At 70.5% G+C, this 15,193-nt stretch carries 9 protein-coding genes and 2 pseudogenes; 1 reads left to right on the forward strand and 10 read right to left on the reverse strand.

Annotated elements, in window-relative coordinates; translation table 11 throughout:
- Window positions 1–69: 69 nt before the first annotated feature.
- From M3330_RS16710 to M3330_RS16750, 9 genes and pseudogenes are all read right to left on the reverse strand, one after another.
- Window positions 70–600: pseudogene (locus tag M3330_RS16710) on the reverse strand (Na(+)/H(+) antiporter subunit C); the annotation flags it as partial.
- A complete protein-coding gene (locus M3330_RS16715) occupies window positions 597–3,434 on the reverse strand; it encodes a Na+/H+ antiporter subunit A (protein ID WP_039585472.1) in 2,838 nt (945 codons plus the stop codon). The pseudogene M3330_RS16710 and the gene M3330_RS16715, both read right to left, overlap by 4 nt.
- A 201-nt stretch (window positions 3,435–3,635) precedes the next feature.
- Window positions 3,636–4,829 carry a hypothetical protein gene (locus tag M3330_RS16720; RefSeq protein WP_039585470.1) on the reverse strand — a complete coding sequence of 398 codons (1,194 nt, stop codon included), beginning with the start codon at window positions 4,827–4,829 and terminating at the stop codon, window positions 3,636–3,638.
- 1 nt (window position 4,830) lies between these two features.
- Window positions 4,831–7,047 (reverse strand): AAA family ATPase, encoded by a 2,217-nt coding sequence (locus tag M3330_RS16725; RefSeq protein ID WP_255025574.1) that lies wholly within the window; start codon window positions 7,045–7,047, stop codon window positions 4,831–4,833.
- Between the two features lie 71 nt (window positions 7,048–7,118).
- The gene (locus M3330_RS16730; RefSeq protein ID WP_006553633.1) at window positions 7,119–8,036 is read right to left on the reverse strand and encodes a phosphatidylcholine/phosphatidylserine synthase; all 918 of its coding nucleotides are present in this window, start codon (window positions 8,034–8,036) and stop codon (window positions 7,119–7,121) included.
- Entirely contained in the window at window positions 8,033–8,755 is a 723-nt protein-coding gene (locus tag M3330_RS16735) for a phosphatidylserine decarboxylase (RefSeq protein WP_024101805.1), read from the reverse strand. The genes M3330_RS16730 and M3330_RS16735 overlap by 4 nt, the downstream gene beginning before the upstream one ends.
- A gap of 116 nt (window positions 8,756–8,871) precedes the next feature.
- Complete coding sequence (locus M3330_RS16740; protein ID WP_006553630.1) at window positions 8,872–9,336, reverse strand: SRPBCC family protein; 465 nt, start codon at window positions 9,334–9,336, stop codon at window positions 8,872–8,874.
- 111 nt (window positions 9,337–9,447) lie between these two features.
- On the reverse strand, window positions 9,448–12,942 hold the full coding sequence (locus M3330_RS16745; protein WP_219129376.1) for a bifunctional RecB family nuclease/DEAD/DEAH box helicase: 3,495 nt from the start codon (window positions 12,940–12,942) through the stop codon (window positions 9,448–9,450).
- 55 nt (window positions 12,943–12,997) lie between these two features.
- Window positions 12,998–13,513, reverse strand: a complete 516-nt coding sequence (locus M3330_RS16750; protein ID WP_200358538.1) for a DUF1707 domain-containing protein — start codon at window positions 13,511–13,513, stop codon at window positions 12,998–13,000.
- Here M3330_RS16750 and M3330_RS16755 point away from each other — a divergent pair.
- Window positions 13,488–13,958: pseudogene (locus M3330_RS16755) on the forward strand (PadR family transcriptional regulator); the annotation flags it as partial. The gene M3330_RS16750 and the pseudogene M3330_RS16755 sit on opposite strands and share 26 nt — an antisense overlap.
- On the opposite strand, the gene M3330_RS16760 reads toward M3330_RS16755, so the two are convergent.
- Window positions 13,933–15,183: an FAD-binding oxidoreductase gene (locus tag M3330_RS16760; RefSeq protein WP_033096167.1), complete on the reverse strand. Its 1,251-nt coding sequence runs from the start codon at window positions 15,181–15,183 to the stop codon at window positions 13,933–13,935. The pseudogene M3330_RS16755 and the gene M3330_RS16760 sit on opposite strands and share 26 nt — an antisense overlap.
- Window positions 15,184–15,193: the final 10 nt, after the last annotated feature.

A 15,193-nucleotide genomic window follows, 5' to 3' on the forward strand; every position in this document is an offset into this window, starting at 1 on the left:
GCCCGAATCTTCGGCAGAGCCGGACTCGTCCGTCCCCCCCTGGTTCTGCGTGTAGGCCGAGTCGGTGGGGTCGTCGAAGTCGCCGTCGTGCAGATCCTCGTACGCCTCGATGTCCTCGATGTTCTTGAGCTGATCGAGCGGGATCGGGTTGCCCGCGGCGTCGAAGGCGTCGCCGCTCTTGCTCGGGATACCGGTGAGCGGGTCGTCGGAGCGGTCTCGCGACGGTAGATCGGCGAGACTGCGCCGCTGCGACACGAGGGTGTCCTCGGGGTCGTTCTCGATCTCGTCCCGTGCGCGGTAGGTGTAGGAGCGGTAGGTCAGTGCCAGCACGAACGCCGCCACACCCATCGTGATGACGATCGCGGTGAGGATCATCGCCTGCGCGAGGGGATCGGCCATGTCCGGCTCGACGTCGCTCTCCACACCGACGATGGGTGCATGACCTGCGGGGCCGCCGAGGGTGAGCAGCAGCAGGTTGATTCCGTTGCCGGCCAGCAGCAGGCCCAGCAGCATCTTGATGATGCTGCGTTCGAGCAGCAGGTACACACCGGCCGCGACGAGCACACCGACGACGGCGAGGAGCGTGATGTTCGCGGTCATCGGCGCTCACCCACGGTCTCGGCGTCGAGGCGAGCACCGAGGCTGCGCAGCACGTCCAGGACCAGTCCGACGACGATGAGGTACACACCGAGGTCGAAGAACAGTGCGGTCACGAGCTTGATGTCGCCGAGCAGAGGCAGCGTGAGCTCGAGGGTCGCCGACGACAGCGCCGGGGCGCCGAGGAACATCGACACCAGTGCGGTGCCCGCGGCGAAGGTGAGTCCGATGCCGAGGATCTTGCCGGCGTCGATGGGAACCGCCTCTCCGAGCTCGTAGCGTCCGCCGGCCAGGTACCTCAACACCAGCGCGAGACCGGCGACGAGACCGCCCGCGAAACCGCCACCGGGCGCGTTGTGCCCGGAGAAGAAGAAGTACACCGACAGGATCATCATGGTGGGGAAGACCAGTCGCGTGGTGACCTCGAGGACCAGCGATCGGTAGCGCGGATCGATGAGATCGCCGCCGAGCAGCCAGGTCGTCTCGTTGCTGGCGGAGACCGCGTCGAGCTGCGCCGCGGGTGCGTCCGCCACACGCGGGGCGGTGCCGAAGCGGCGGGTGCGGAAGACCAGGCTGGCCACGCCGGTCGCGGCGACCAGCAGCACCGAGATCTCGCCCAGCGTGTCCCAGGCGCGGATGTCGACGAGCAGGACGTTGACGATGTTCTTGCCGTCACCGCCGTAGTAGGCGGCGTCGGGCAGCAGCAGCGAGATCGGATCGGTAGTGCGTGCCGCGACGGCGTAGGCGCCGATCCCGGCGACCACCGCGCCCACGGCGATGCCGAGCATCGCGCGGGCGAACTTGCTGCCCATCACCGCGGCCGGGTCGGTCTCGGCGGGCAGCTTGCGCAGGACCAGCACGAACATCACGAGGGTGACGGTCTCGACGAGGAACTGGGTGAGCGCGAGGTCGGGAGCTCCCTGGAGGGCGAACAGCACCCCGAGCCCGTAACCGGTCACGCCCACGACCAACACTGCGCCGAGACGGTTGCGCAGGGCCGTCGCGGTGATCGCGGCGGCCATCATGATCAACCCCACCCCGAGCTGCCAGATCGAGTCCCACGCGCGCGTCGACGGCATCGTGCTCAGCCCGAAGAAGAACATCAGCACCGTCGGGAGCGCCACCAGGGTGATGAGGATGGTCGCCTGGGTCAGGGGGAGCGAACCGCGCTGCAGGAAGGCGGTCAGGCGCAGGGACAGGGTGTCCATGCCCTGGAGTGTCGCGTCGTACATCCGGTCGGCATTTCCGAGCGGCGGGTGCTCGAAGCGCAGACGCGCGATGGTGCGGTGCGCGAGGAACAGGACCGTGCCGCCCACGATCACCACGCCGGTCAGACCCAGCGGCAAGGAGAATCCGTGCCACAACGCCAGGTGGTAGGGCTTGTCGAGTTCGGTGGGCAGCTCGTCGGCGTAGGGGGTGATCAGATGGTCGATCCACGAGCTCGCGAAGCCCGCGGCGAGACCGGCGAACGCGAGGACGCTCGGGGCGGTGAGCAGCAGCGGGCCGGGCGCGTGCAGGTTCTGCACCGCGGGGCTCGGACGTTTGAGCTGCTTACGACCGAAGGCCCCCCAGATGAACCGGATGCTGTAGGCGAGGGTGAGGATCGAGCCCACCACGATGCCCGCAGTCATGGCGATCCGCGCCCATTCGGGGAGCACCTCGGCCACCAGCGACGACTCGAGCGCGGCTTCCTTCGCGACGAAACCGATGAACGGCGGCAGACCGGCCATGCTCGCCGCCGCAAGTATCGCGATCACCATCAGGTAGGGGGCGGCAGAGCCGAGATGCGCGAGTTTGCGGATGTCGCGGGTGCCGGTGGAGTGGTCGATGATGCCGACCACCATGAACAGGCATGCCTTGAACAGGGCGTGGGCGATCACCATCGCCAGGCCCGCCAGGGCCGCTTCCCGGCTGCCCGTACCCACCAGCGCAGTGAGAAAACCGAGCTGGCTGACGGTGCCGAAGGCCAGGATGAGCTTGAGGTCGAAGGCGCGGAACGCTCGCCAGCCGGCGAGGATCATCGACGCGAGACCGAGACCGATGACGATCGGCCGCCACGCGGCGCTGTCCGCGAAGCCGGGTGCGAGCCGGGCCACGAGGTAGATGCCGGCTTTGACCATCGCCGCGGCGTGAAGATATCCGGACACCGGGGTGGGGGCGGCCATCGCGCCGGGCAGCCAGAAGTGCAGCGGGACCACGGCGGACTTCGACAGTGCGCCGACGAGCACGAGCACCACGGCGACGCCGGCGAGCCATCCGTGAGGTGCCGCCGCGACGACGTCGGACAGGTTGTAGCTGCCGACCGTCTCGCCGAGGATGATGATGCCGACCAGCATCGCCAGACCACCGGCCGTGGTGACGAGCAGGGCCTGGGTGGCGGCACGGCGACTCGAGGCGCGTTCGGCGTAATGCCCGACGAGCAGGAACGACAGGACGGTCGTCAGTTCCCAGAAGGTGTAGAGCAGCAACATGTTGTCGCTGACCACCAGACCGAACATGGCGCCGGCGAAGGCGACCATCTCGGCGGCGAACAAGCCCAGGCGGGGCTCGTCGTCCTCGAAATAGCGCGAGCAGTAGAGCAGGATCAACGAGCCGATGCCCAAAACGAGCACGCACATGATCGCCGCGAGCGTGTCGAAGCGCAGATCGAAATTCATCGACAGCGTCGAGGCCCACGCGATCTGCAGTTTCTGATCGGTTCCCCAGTTGGTGACGACCCAGCTGAGACTCGCGAGGGGCACCACCGCGAGCGGCAGGAATGCATTTCTCCCCATGACTCGGACCAGAAGCGGCGCCAGAAGGGCAGCGACCGCATGGGCAACGAGTATGGCGATCAAAAGGCACTCCGTCGGGGTCGGGCCTGTCGGCGGGGTGAAACTGACTGCGGGCCGTGGGACTCGCTGTCGTCACAGCGGACGGCACACCGCCGAAACGGGGATCGCCCCGACATGCACGCCGCTCGCCGTCATCGGGCAAAACGGATTGTGCACATCCTAACGGTTGTCTTCGCACGCTTGCGAATCGGGGAGGTGAGAGCGCTAGCGCACCTGCCACGCACAGATCACGGCCGCGGTAAACAGTGCGAGCGCCGACCACTGCGCATCCGCCGGAAGCATCCACACCGCCCCGACGACGGCCGTCGCCGGCACCGGCAGCGCCAGGCCGAGAGCCGCGACGGACGCCGAGCCCGGCAACGATGCCCCGAGTGCGAGACCGGTGCCCAGCGCGACGAGCGCCACCCGCACCGCAAGAGGGATTCCCTCGCCGATCTCCGCCGGCCACCACACCGTCGCCGCCGAGATCGACGCGGCGAGCATCAGCCCGGGAAGCGCGTACGGCATGGAGGGGGAGAGCCGCACCCCGGCGACCACGGCGGCCACCGCGACGAGCAGCACCCACCACGGCACGGTCGCCGACTGCATACCCGACCACAACTCGACGAGGACGGGGTACGCCGCGGCCACGGCCCCGGTGACCGCGAGGACGAACCGGTCGTCTCCGGGCGGGACGAGGCGCGCGACGATCTCGGCACCGACGACCGCCACCGCGAGCGCCCCACCGGCGACCAGCCACAGGAGCACACCCGTGTCGCTCGCGCGGGAACCCACGAATTCACCCAGCAGTCGGTAGCCCACCGAGAGCACCACCGCGGCGGTCACCATGATCGCGAGCAACCGCGGATCGGCCCGCTGCACGCGCATCCCGGCAGGCACCGTCAGCGCGGCGGCGACCGTTGCCACGAGTGCGAAGGCCAGCGCCCACTGGGGAACCGTCCAGCGCATGGCCTCCACGGGGACCTCGGAACCGACGGCCGCGGCGGTGAGGAAGGCCGCCCACCCACCGGCGATCAGGGCCCACTGACCGGTCGCCGAACCCCACGAGCCCGCGGTCGCCGCCCCGAGCAGCACACCGGTGATCGCGGCGATCACCCATCCGACGACCGTCAGGCTGTCGGCCGAGATGCCGGCGGGAACGAGATAGCGGATCGACCCGAGGACCACGATCGAGGCGGCGGCCAGCATCCAGGCGGTACGTCGGGAGCCGGTCCGCTGCAGCCCGGCCGCCGAGAGAACGGCGAGCGCGGCGGTGACCACGGGTGCCCATTCGCTGCGCGCACCCTCAGGGAGGACCGATTCGCCCGCGGCCGGGACGAGGATCGCGACCCCGGCGGCGAGGAAGGCCGCGAGGACGGCTGCCGGTCCGGCGACGCGGACCGCGGTGGTCACGGCCATCTCAACGGCCCTCCGCGTAGGCCTGCAGATGAGCGACCTGCACGGGATCGAGCGAGGGGCGCACCTTCTCCCGGGCCACCGCGACGTCCTCGGCGGTGACCACGGCGGCGTCGACGTTGCGCCGCATCGCCGCGAGCGCGGCCTCGCGCAGCAGCGCCGAGCAGTCCGCGGCCGAGTAGCCGTCGAGTCCGGCGGCCAGGTCGTCGAGGTCGACGTCGTCGTCGAGCGGTACCGATCGGCCCGCGGTCTTCAGGATCGCGGCCCGGGCCTCGGCGTCCGGCGGCGGCACGAACACGAGACGTTCGAGCCGGCCGGGACGCAGCAGAGCCGGGTCGATGAGGTCGGGCCGGTTGGTCGCTCCCACCACCACGACGTCGCGCAGCGGCTCGACACCGTCGAGTTCGGTGAGCAGCGACGCGACGACCCGGTCGGACACCCCGGAATCGGAGCTCTGCCCGCGGCGCGGTGCGAGAGCATCGATCTCGTCGAGGAACACCAACGCCGGTGCCGAATTGCGGGCACGCTCGAACAACTCGCGCACCGCCTTCTCCGACGCACCGACCCACTTGTCCATCAGTTCGGCGCCCTTGACGGCGTGGACGCTCAGACGTCCCGTGCCGGCGAGAGCGCGGACGAGATAGGTCTTGCCGCAACCGGGCGGGCCGTACAGCAGCACACCGCGCGGCGGATCGACACCGAGACGCTCGAACGAATCGGGATGCTGCAGCGGCCACAGGACGGCTTCGGTCAGGGCCTGCTTCGTCTCGACCATGTCGCCGACGTCGTCGAGGCTCACGCTGCCGATCGCCAGCTCCTCGGAACCCGATCGCGACAGCGGACGGATCACCTCGAGCGCGCCGAGCAGGTCGTCCTGGACGAGCGAGGGTTCGTCGTCGTCGCGGTTCGCCCGCGACGCCGCGCGCAGTGCCGCCTCGCGACACAGCGCCGCGAGGTCGGCGACGACGAAACCGGGGGTGCGACCCGCGACGGCGGCGAGGTCGAGACCGGTGGACGGCACCGAGCGCAGCAGCACGTCGAGCAGGGCGCGGCGGGTCGCGCCGTCGGGCAGCGGCAGGGACAGTTCGCGGTCGCAGATCTCCGGGGCACGCAGCCGGGAGTCGACGTCGTCGGGATGCGCGGTGGTCGCGATCAGCACCGCGCCCTCGGTGTCGACCACCCGCCGCAGCTCGTCGAGGATCAATGTCGCGACGGGTTCGGTGTCGGCGGGGAGCACGGCATCGACGTCGGTGAGCAGCAGGACGCCCCCACCGCGCACCGCTTCGGCCGCCGCGGAGATCCGGCGCAGCCGCTCGTCGGCGGCGAGTGCACCCACGCCCGGCCCGTCGACCTCGACCAGACGCCGGTCGGCGACCACCGAGCGCACGAAGGTCGCCTTACCGACCCCGGCGGGACCGGTGACGAGCACCCCGAGATGCGGCGACGCGCCGAGGGTGCGCAGCAGTTCGGGTTCGTCGAGCGAGAGGGTGAGCCACTCGGAGAGCTTCGCGACCTGGACCTGCACACCCACGAGATCCTCGACCGGCGGTGGCGGAGGCGTGGCGGGGGCCGATTCGGGACGGTCTGTCGCGGGGGAGGAGGCGACGAACCCCGACGAGACGAATCCGGAAGCGGACGGCACGGAGGACGGCAGGGTACCCGGGCCACCGCCCCACACGACGGCGGTGTTCGGCTGCACGCTCACCGGTCCGGCCGGATCGACCGAGGAGACGGTGAGCAGTTCGGTGGTCCACGCGATCGCGAACGTCCGCGACAGTGCCCGCGTCGTCTCGGCGTTGCTCGTGCCCGGTCCGAGATCGCGGGGGAGCAGCGACACCGCGTCGCCGACGGTGAGGACCTTCCCGAGCAGCGCCTGACGCAGGGTGGTCTCCGGGATCGACTGCCGCGCGAGGGTGGACCCGGTGACCGTCACCGTGCGCGCGCCGTAGACCGTCACGGGCGCGACGACGACCGTCGCGTCCTCCTTCAGGCCTGTGTTCGACAGCACCACGTCATCGAGCAGGATCGTGCCGGTCGGGGTGCCGGCCGGGGCGAGACCCGCCACGACCGCCGTGCGACGCGCTCCCACCAGCGCGATCGCGTCCCATTCCCGCAGGCCCAGCGCGGCCAGCGCCTCGGGGTGCAGACGCACGACACCGCGCCGCGAGTCGGCGGCGGAGGTGTTGAGCCGGACGGTGAGTGAGAGTTGTGGGGTCGTCACCCCGCCGAGCCTAGAACGTCACTAGCGTCCTCGCGGGTCGTGCATGTCATCGTCCTCGCGGGTCGTGCATGTCATCGTCCTCGCGGACGGCGCAGCCCGAGTCGCGCCTGAGATCTAGCCGACGTGGCGACACGCCGGGCGGCGACACGACGCGGACGCTGCGCGCGGTTGCGGGCACGCAGTGCGCGTCGCTCCGAGGGCTTGATGTCCCAGGTTTCGGGCCGGGCCGCGACCCAGCGCCGCGATCGCACCGCGAAGGGGATGTGCGCGAGGTAGACCGCGACCAGCACGAGCATGAGGATGAACGGATAGGTGACCAGCGCGGCCGCCGCCATCGCGACCAGCACGAGCAGCACCACGGCGAGTCGCGCGGGCACGGACGCCGACTTCATCGCGAAGGTCGGGATGCGGCTGATCGCGAGCCCGGCTGTCCCGAGGATCCACACCGCGACCAGCCCGTAGGCGGTCCACCAGCCGTCGCCCCACTGGATGTGGGCGGCGACGGGTGCGAGCGCGATGAGGGCGGCCGCCGGTGCGGGCACGCCGACGAAGTACTCGCGTGCGTAGGCGGGGACGCTGTCGTCCTCGAGCAGGGTGTTGAAGCGCGCGAGTCGCAGCACGAGGCTCACTGCGTAGAGCAGGGCGACGATCCAGCCGAAGGGGCTGCCGTCGAGCAACGTCACGTAGAGCACGAGCGCCGGGGCGACACCGAACGCGACGGCGTCCGACAGCGAGTCGAGTTCGGCGCCGATCTTGCTGGTCGCGTCGAGCATGCGGGCGATGCGACCGTCGAGCGAGTCGAGGACGGCCGCGGCGCCGATCATGCCGAGCGCGGTGCCGAGTTGTCCGTCGAGCGCGAACTTCACCGCCGACAGTCCGGCGGAGAACGCCAGGACCGTGATGACGCTCGGCAGCAGGCGGACGACGTTGGGCCGATTGCGGGACCGCCCGGTCGCGACCGCACGCGAACCCTGCGTGTGCGGACTCACGACACCGTGGGCAGCTGAGCGAGGACGGTCTCGGCACCGATGGTGCGCTGCCCGCGTTCGACCAGCAGGGTGCTCCCGACCGGCAGGTAGGTGTCGACCCGGGATCCGAAGCGGATCAGGCCGTAGGTGTCGCCGATCGGCAGGGTGTCGCCGATCTGCGCGTCGTTGACGATGCGCCGTGCCAGCAGCCCGGCGATCTGGACGACGGCGACCTCGGCGCCGTCGCGCGTCTCGATCAGCATGCTGGTGCGCTCGTTGACCTCGCTCGCGTCGGCGAGATCGGCGGAGAGGAACTTGCCCGGGGTGTGGACCACCGAGCGGACGGTGCCGCCGACGGGGCTGCGTTGCACGTGCACGTCGAGGACGGACAGGAAGATGCTGACCCGGGGGCGCTCCTCGCTGCCGAGCCCGAGTTCGGCGGGCGGCACGGCATGGTCGACGAGAGCGATCTCACCGTCGGCGGGAGCGACGACCACTCCGGCGCGGTTCGGCGGCACGCGGTGCGGGTGCCGGAAGAAGGTGGCGCACGCCAGTGCCGATGCGAGACCGGCGCGGCGCAGCCAGGGCTTGCGGCGGCCGAGGGTCGCCACGGCCAGCGGAGCTGCGACGAAGGGGATGCCGCCCGGATGCATGGGCGGTACGACATGCCTGACCAGGTCGACCATGTGGGCTACCCCGCTGGTGGGGGGTGTTCCGGCGGGCGTCGGCTTACGTGCCACGGGCTCCTCTTATCGCTGGCGATCGGTGGTCCGGGACCGCAGGGGACCCGCCCGTCTCGCGGGCGGGTCCTGTCGGTCCACAGGCACTCCAGCGTACGTGAGCCGAGGAGGGAAGGTCAGACCCGCGCGGCCGCCTCGATCTCGTTCTTGAGACGGGCGAGAGTCGCGTTCATCCCCATCGTCAGTTCGTCGTCGAACGCCTCGGTGCCGCCGAGAACATACTTGACCAGGGTCTGCGAGACCTTGCTGGTCCCGGTGGGCGCCTCGCGCCGCTGGGTGACCCGCGTGCCGGTGGCGGTGGGTTCGAGGGTGAACGACCAGATGGAGCGGTTCTCGTTGATCCGGAAGCTCAGGCGACGGCCGGGTTCGAAGTCGATCACCTTCGACGTCGTGGGCCACACCAGCAGCCCCTTCTTGTTGATGTTGATCGTGGTGGTGCCGGCCGACACCGGCCCACCGCGCACGATCATCCGACGGCACTGCGGGCTCCACTCGCCCATCCGCTTCAGATCGGACACCACGCGCCACACCTGCTCGGGGGAGGCGGTGATCTCGATCGTGGCCTCGAGGGTCTTCGACACGTGTACTCCTGTGCTCGGGGGACCGGGTCTTCTCCGGGGGACCAGGTCCCGTGTATCTGCTACCGGAGGTAACAGGATCGTCGTCGATCCTAACGGACGATGTGAGTGCGGTCACGCCCCGGTCGGGTCGGCTCCGGTCAGCCGCATGAACGCCCCGAGTTCGATCAGGCCGTCCGGTGTCGACGGGAGGTGATCGGTCAGGGCGCCGGACCGGACGATCACCGCCGACCACTTGCCGCGTGAGAGAGCCACGTTCGACCGGTTGCGGGACAACAGGAACGACATGCCCCGCGGCACGTCCTCGACGGCGGAGGCGGTCATCGACACGAACACCATCGCCGCCTGGCGGCCCTGGAACTTGTCGACGGTGCCCACCTGGACCCGGTGCAGACCCGCGGCGGCGAGATCCTGCCGTAGGCGGGTGACCTGAGCGTTGTACGGTGCGACCACCAGGACGTCCTCCTCGCCGAGAGGTCGCGGCGGGGAGCCGGCGTCGTCCGTCCACGCCGAGCCGAGCACGGCTGCGATGGCGCGCACGATCTCGGCGCTCTCCTCGGGCGAGCAGGTCGCATTGCCCTCGTGCGCGACCTCCACGAGCCGCACGCCGGGCGGGACGCCGTCGAGCGCGCGGCGCGTGGTGATCTCGGACTTCGACTGCAGTCGTCCCTCGTAGGACAGCTCGGACACCCGCGCGCACAGATCCGGGTGCATCCGCCAGGTCACCGGAAGGAAGTAGCCGCGATCGGTGGGCAACGCACCGTGCCCTTCGGCGAGCCATCCGAGGGCGGACTCGTCGACCGGCTCGGGGTGGGTGCCCTGCGAGACCTGCGGCAGTTGGCGGGGATCGCCGAGCAGCAGCAGATTCGACGCCGCCGTGGCCACGGCGATGGTGTTGGCGAGACAGAACTGACCGGCCTCGTCGACCACCAGCAGGTCGAGGCTGCCGGGCTCGATGCAGTTCGGATTCGTGAAGTCCCAGGCCGTTCCGCCCACCACATAGCCGGTGGCGGATGTACCGATATGCGCCGCAAGGGACTTCGCGTCAGGGAAGGCGGTCCACGTCGGATCGGGGCTCTGGCATTTCGCCTTGGCGACCCGTTCCGGCGACACTCCCGCGGCGACGATCCCGGCCAGCATGTTCTCGACCACCGAATGCGACTGCGCGACCACGCCGACGCGCCGGCCGTGCTCGTTCACGAGCGCCGCCACCACCCGGGCCCCGGTGTACGTCTTGCCGGTGCCGGGTGGGCCCTGCACCGCCAGGTACGAATTCTCCAGGTTGAGAACGGTCGTGACGATCGTGCCGGCCGCGTCGTCGCCGAGCGGCGGCAGCGCGGCACCGGAGCGCAGGCGGGGAGGGATGCGGCGCAGTACGTCCACCGCCGCGGTCGACGGCAGAGCCGGCAACTCGCTGCACATCGCCTCGGCGGCGGAGGCGATCGCCGCTTCGATGTTCTTCGACGAGATCGGCGCGCCGGGAGTGACGGCCACCGGTAGCACGGAGTACTCCTCGTCCGTCCGTAGCGACTCGTCCACGACGAGCACGTCGGGATGGTCCGTCCCCGTGGTGCGTTCGACGACCACGCCGCGCGACCACGCGCGCGTCCCGGTGCCGCCGTCGGGCAGTCCGTCCGGTCCCGGAGCGTCGTACAACAGGAAGACGTCCTGCCCGGCGCGCAATGTGCTGCCCGGCTCGAACTCGCCCGCGAGGCGCAGCCGACGCCGGAGCAGTCGCCGGCGGGGCGTGGCCTTGTGCCAGTCGGTCTCGAGTGTGCACGTCGCCGCGACCAGCGTGTCGCGGGCGTCCGCCCACTCGTCGGGAGCCGTCGCCAGACGATCGAAGTGTCCCCACCAGAGAGGTTTCCGCTCGCGCCGGTGGTAGCCCATGGCCGCGGCGACGAGTGCGGCCGCCTGCTGTTCCGGGGTGCGGTCGCCCGCCAGTGCACCGCCGACGTATTCGAGGAGTTTCGTCTCGACGGGGTGTGCCTGCGCGTCGGGAGCGGCCTCGTCGTGGGTCGTCTCGGTGGGGGAGATGCCGTGGTCACGGGCGTGGGTGAGCAGCCAGTCGCGCAGACGCAGGGTGGAGATGCAGTCGGCCTCGTTGTAGGAGGCGATCGACGCGAGTTCGCGTTCCGCCTCCTCGAGGTGCCCGGCATCGCGCAGTGCGCAGTAGTCGGCGTACGCGACGATCGAGGCGCCCGCGTCGGCGACATCGCCGTCGCGTGCCTCGCTCTCCTCGGTGTAGAGCGGTTCGAGTTTCTTCAGTCCGTACGTCCGGGCACCCACCCGGATCGAGTTGCGCACCACGGGGTACAGGTCGACGAGCACACCTTCGCGCAGCAGGTCGTCGACGATCTCCTCGCCGACGCCGTAGCGCCCGGCCAGCCGCAGCAACGCCGTCTTCTCGTACGGGGCGTAGTGGTAGACGTGCATCCTCGGGTGGCGACGCCGGCGGTCGGTGACGTAGTCGAGGAAGTCCAGCAGTGCCTGCCGCTCCTGCTCGCGGTCGTGTGCCCAGAAGGGCCGGAAGATCGGTGCGTCGGCCGGTCCCTCCACGACGCCGAACAGGTACTCGAGTCCCCACTCGGAACTGCCGCCCTCGGACCACAGTGGGTCGCCTTCGAAGTCGAAGAAGATGTCGCCCTCGTCGGGCGCGGGCAGGATGCCGAGCGGGGTGGCGTCGTAGACCTCCGCATAGGGACTGTCCCGCCTCTCCTCCTCGAGCTGCGCCCGTGCCTGGGCGCGCAGGGCGTCGAAGGTGCGGCGCGCCATCCCGTCGACGGGTGCCGCGCATGCGGCGAGGTCGTCGATGGTCGACACGCCCGCCTCGATCAGCCGCAGCCGCTGGGTACTGCGCATCCCCGCGACCAGCAGCAGGTCGCGGTGACGTTCGAGTTCCGGGGTGCAGTCGTCGCAGCGACCGCAGGCGGTGTGCCCACCCGCTCCCCACCGCACCGGCCCGGGGGCAGCGCGGTGCGACGTGAGAAGGGTTTCGAGGCAGGCGCGTCGGTGCCGATAGACCGGCATGATCTCCGCGAGCGGGTAGGAGGCGATCGAGCCGTCGCCGAGGACGAGATGCGCGTGCGAGGACACCGTCGTCCCGGTGCGCGCGAGTGCGTCCGCGTAAGCGGCGAGCTGGAGCAGGGCCTCGACCTTCGCGTGCCGGGAGAGTTTGCTGTCGTAGACGGCGTAGCCGTCGTCCTCGAGGACGAGGAAGTCGGAGAAGCCGATCATGCCGAGCGGATCGGGGGCAGTGTCGGAGGAACCGGTGTCGAAGAAAGCGCCCTGATAGACGACGGGCGCGCCGGCCCGGACGGCGTCGAGGGTGGCCTGCGCCGCCTCGGTGAGCGCCTGCGCGGTGTACTCGGGCCGGGCGATCTCGACGACCTTCTCCGCACCCACCTGCGCGCGGAAGCGGTCGAGGACGCGCTGCTCGTGGCGGCCGCCGAGTGCGGCGACACGGTCGAGCATTGCGTCGGGTTCGGTGTCGGGGCGCGGGAGCCGACCGAGCGTCGAGTCGAGGTTGCGGAGCACTGCGAACTCGCACGAGGCGGCGCGGGTGAGATCTCCGGCGCCGAAGACCAGCCTGTCGTCGAGAAGAAACATCGGCAGCTCCGTCTCCGGCGTGCGGGATGCCCGGGATGGGCACGGCTGGTCCCGACTATTGCAGACAGGTCGGACCCGCCGGACCATTGTTCTCGCGCCCACCGGGCACACTGCGGCGGCCGGGCCCGCCCTCGACCCCGAGCGCGGTGCGCACCGCCAGCACGATGCCCCACGGAACGACGACCCGGATCGGCCAGAAGTAGATCGACGAGGCCGTTCCGAGCGAGACCAGTGCCCACACCACGAGATTGATCGATCCCACGGTGGCCCATGCTCCCCATTCGATGCGCTGGTGGAGCGGCAGGCGCAGACGTGGGAACGGTTTGCCGGCCGGCGGGGACGGGGTGGGAACGAGTGTCGACGGCAGGTCGGCGAGAACGGCGCCGGCGTCGTCCTGCGTCACGGCGCGGTAGACCCGGGCCACACGCTCGTCGAACTCGCCGATCGTCAACCGTCCGGCGGTGAGATGGCGCCCGAGCTCCTCCACGATCGTTTCGCGCTCGGCATCGGAGACGCGCAGCGGCGATGTCGCGATACCGGGGCCGGTGGTGTCCACCGCACAGGCACGCATCGGCAAGTTCTGGTCGCTGACGACGAGCCAGGTCTACCGGGAACTGGCCGCGATGGAACGGCAGGGACTGATCGAGGCAGGGGAGAAGGGCCCGCGCGACCGCAAGCCCTACCTGCTGACCGAGGCCGGACGCACGGCTTTCGCCGAATGGATCGACCGCGAACCGGGCGATGAGAACATCCGCCATCCGCTGCTGCTGACCGTCGCCTTCGGCGATCACCTCTCGCCCGAGCGCCTCGCCTCGATGCTCGCCGAGCATCGCCGCAGACACGAGGAGCAGCTCGCCGCCTACGAACAGCAGGCGGCGGCCGACATCCTCCCGCCGCACGCCGCGGCGACCCTCGACTTCGGCATCCTCTACGAACGGGCCGTCCTCGAATGGTTCGACCGCGTGCGCGACCGTCTCGAACCCGGACCGGTCAGCGCAGCGGATCGAACGACCTGAGCAACGGATCCGGCTCGCCGGTCATCGACCCGGCGAGCAGCCGTCCGGTGAGGGGACCGAGCGCCACACCCCACATCCCGTGCCCGCCGGCGACGTACACCCGATCCGAACGGGTGCGGCCGATCAACGGGAGCCCGTCCGCCGTGCACGGCCGTGAGCCCACCCACTCCTCGCTGCGCCCGTCCCAGTCGACCTCACGCAACAGCGGACGGGTCGCGTCGACGATCGCCCGGATGCGTCGCGGGTCGAGCGGGGCGTCGGGACTGCGGAACTCCATCATTCCCGCGACCCGGAAACGGTCCTGGAGGGGTGTGCACGCCACCCGCTGGGCCGGGAAGTAGACCGGGTTCTTCGGCAGGCTCGGCGGCCGCACGCTGAAGCTGTAGCCGCGACCGGCCTGGACCTGCGTGCGCACGCCGAACGGCCGGGCGAGCGACCCGAGCCACGCTCCGTTCGCGAGTACCACCGCATCCGCCGACCGCGAGTGCCCACCGGCCACGACGACATCCACCCCGCGACCGGTGTCGCGCACCTCCTCGACGTCGACGTCGGTGACGATCTCCGCACCCCGGGCGCGGACCGCGTGCGCCAGCGAGGCGACGAACCGCGGCGGATCGATGAACCGCTGCCCCCGGATCCGGAGACCCACCCGCACCGAGTCCCCGAGCAGCGGTTCGAGCGAATGCAGCGTGTCGGTGTCGAGCAGGTCGAAGTCGATCTCGCTGCCGGCGGCACGCGCGTGCTCGAACTCCTCGACCAGCAGCCGACGGTCGTCGTCCGAGGTGAACGCCGCGAGGAACGGATCGGCGACCCGCGTCGGTTCGGTGACGATCGTGTCGCCCGACCCGCGGGCGAGATCGTCGTAGGCATCGAGGGCGAGGCGGTTGGCGCGCGCGAAGACCTTCATCGACGACGTCCACTGCCGTCTCGTGCAGTGCCGGGCGAAGTCGGCGAGGAAGCGCAGCAACCGCACATCCGTCGTGGGCGGCACGTAGACGGGCGACGACGGCCGGAACATCGAGCGCAAGCCGTAACGCAGCACCCCCGGCTCGGGTAGCGGCAGGGTCAGTGCCGGCGCGAGCCACCCGGCGTTGCCCCACGAGGCGTCACCCGCCACGCCGACCCGATCGAGCACCGTGACCTCGATGCCTCGATCCTGCAGAAACCACGCGGTGGACAGACCCACGATGCCCGCACCGACGACCACTGTCCGACGAACCGTCATCGCAACCTCC

Origin of the sequence: Rhodococcus sp. GA1 (assembly GCF_024321955.1) — a bacterium.
GTDB classification, from domain to species: domain Bacteria; phylum Actinomycetota; class Actinomycetes; order Mycobacteriales; family Mycobacteriaceae; genus Rhodococcus; species Rhodococcus pyridinivorans.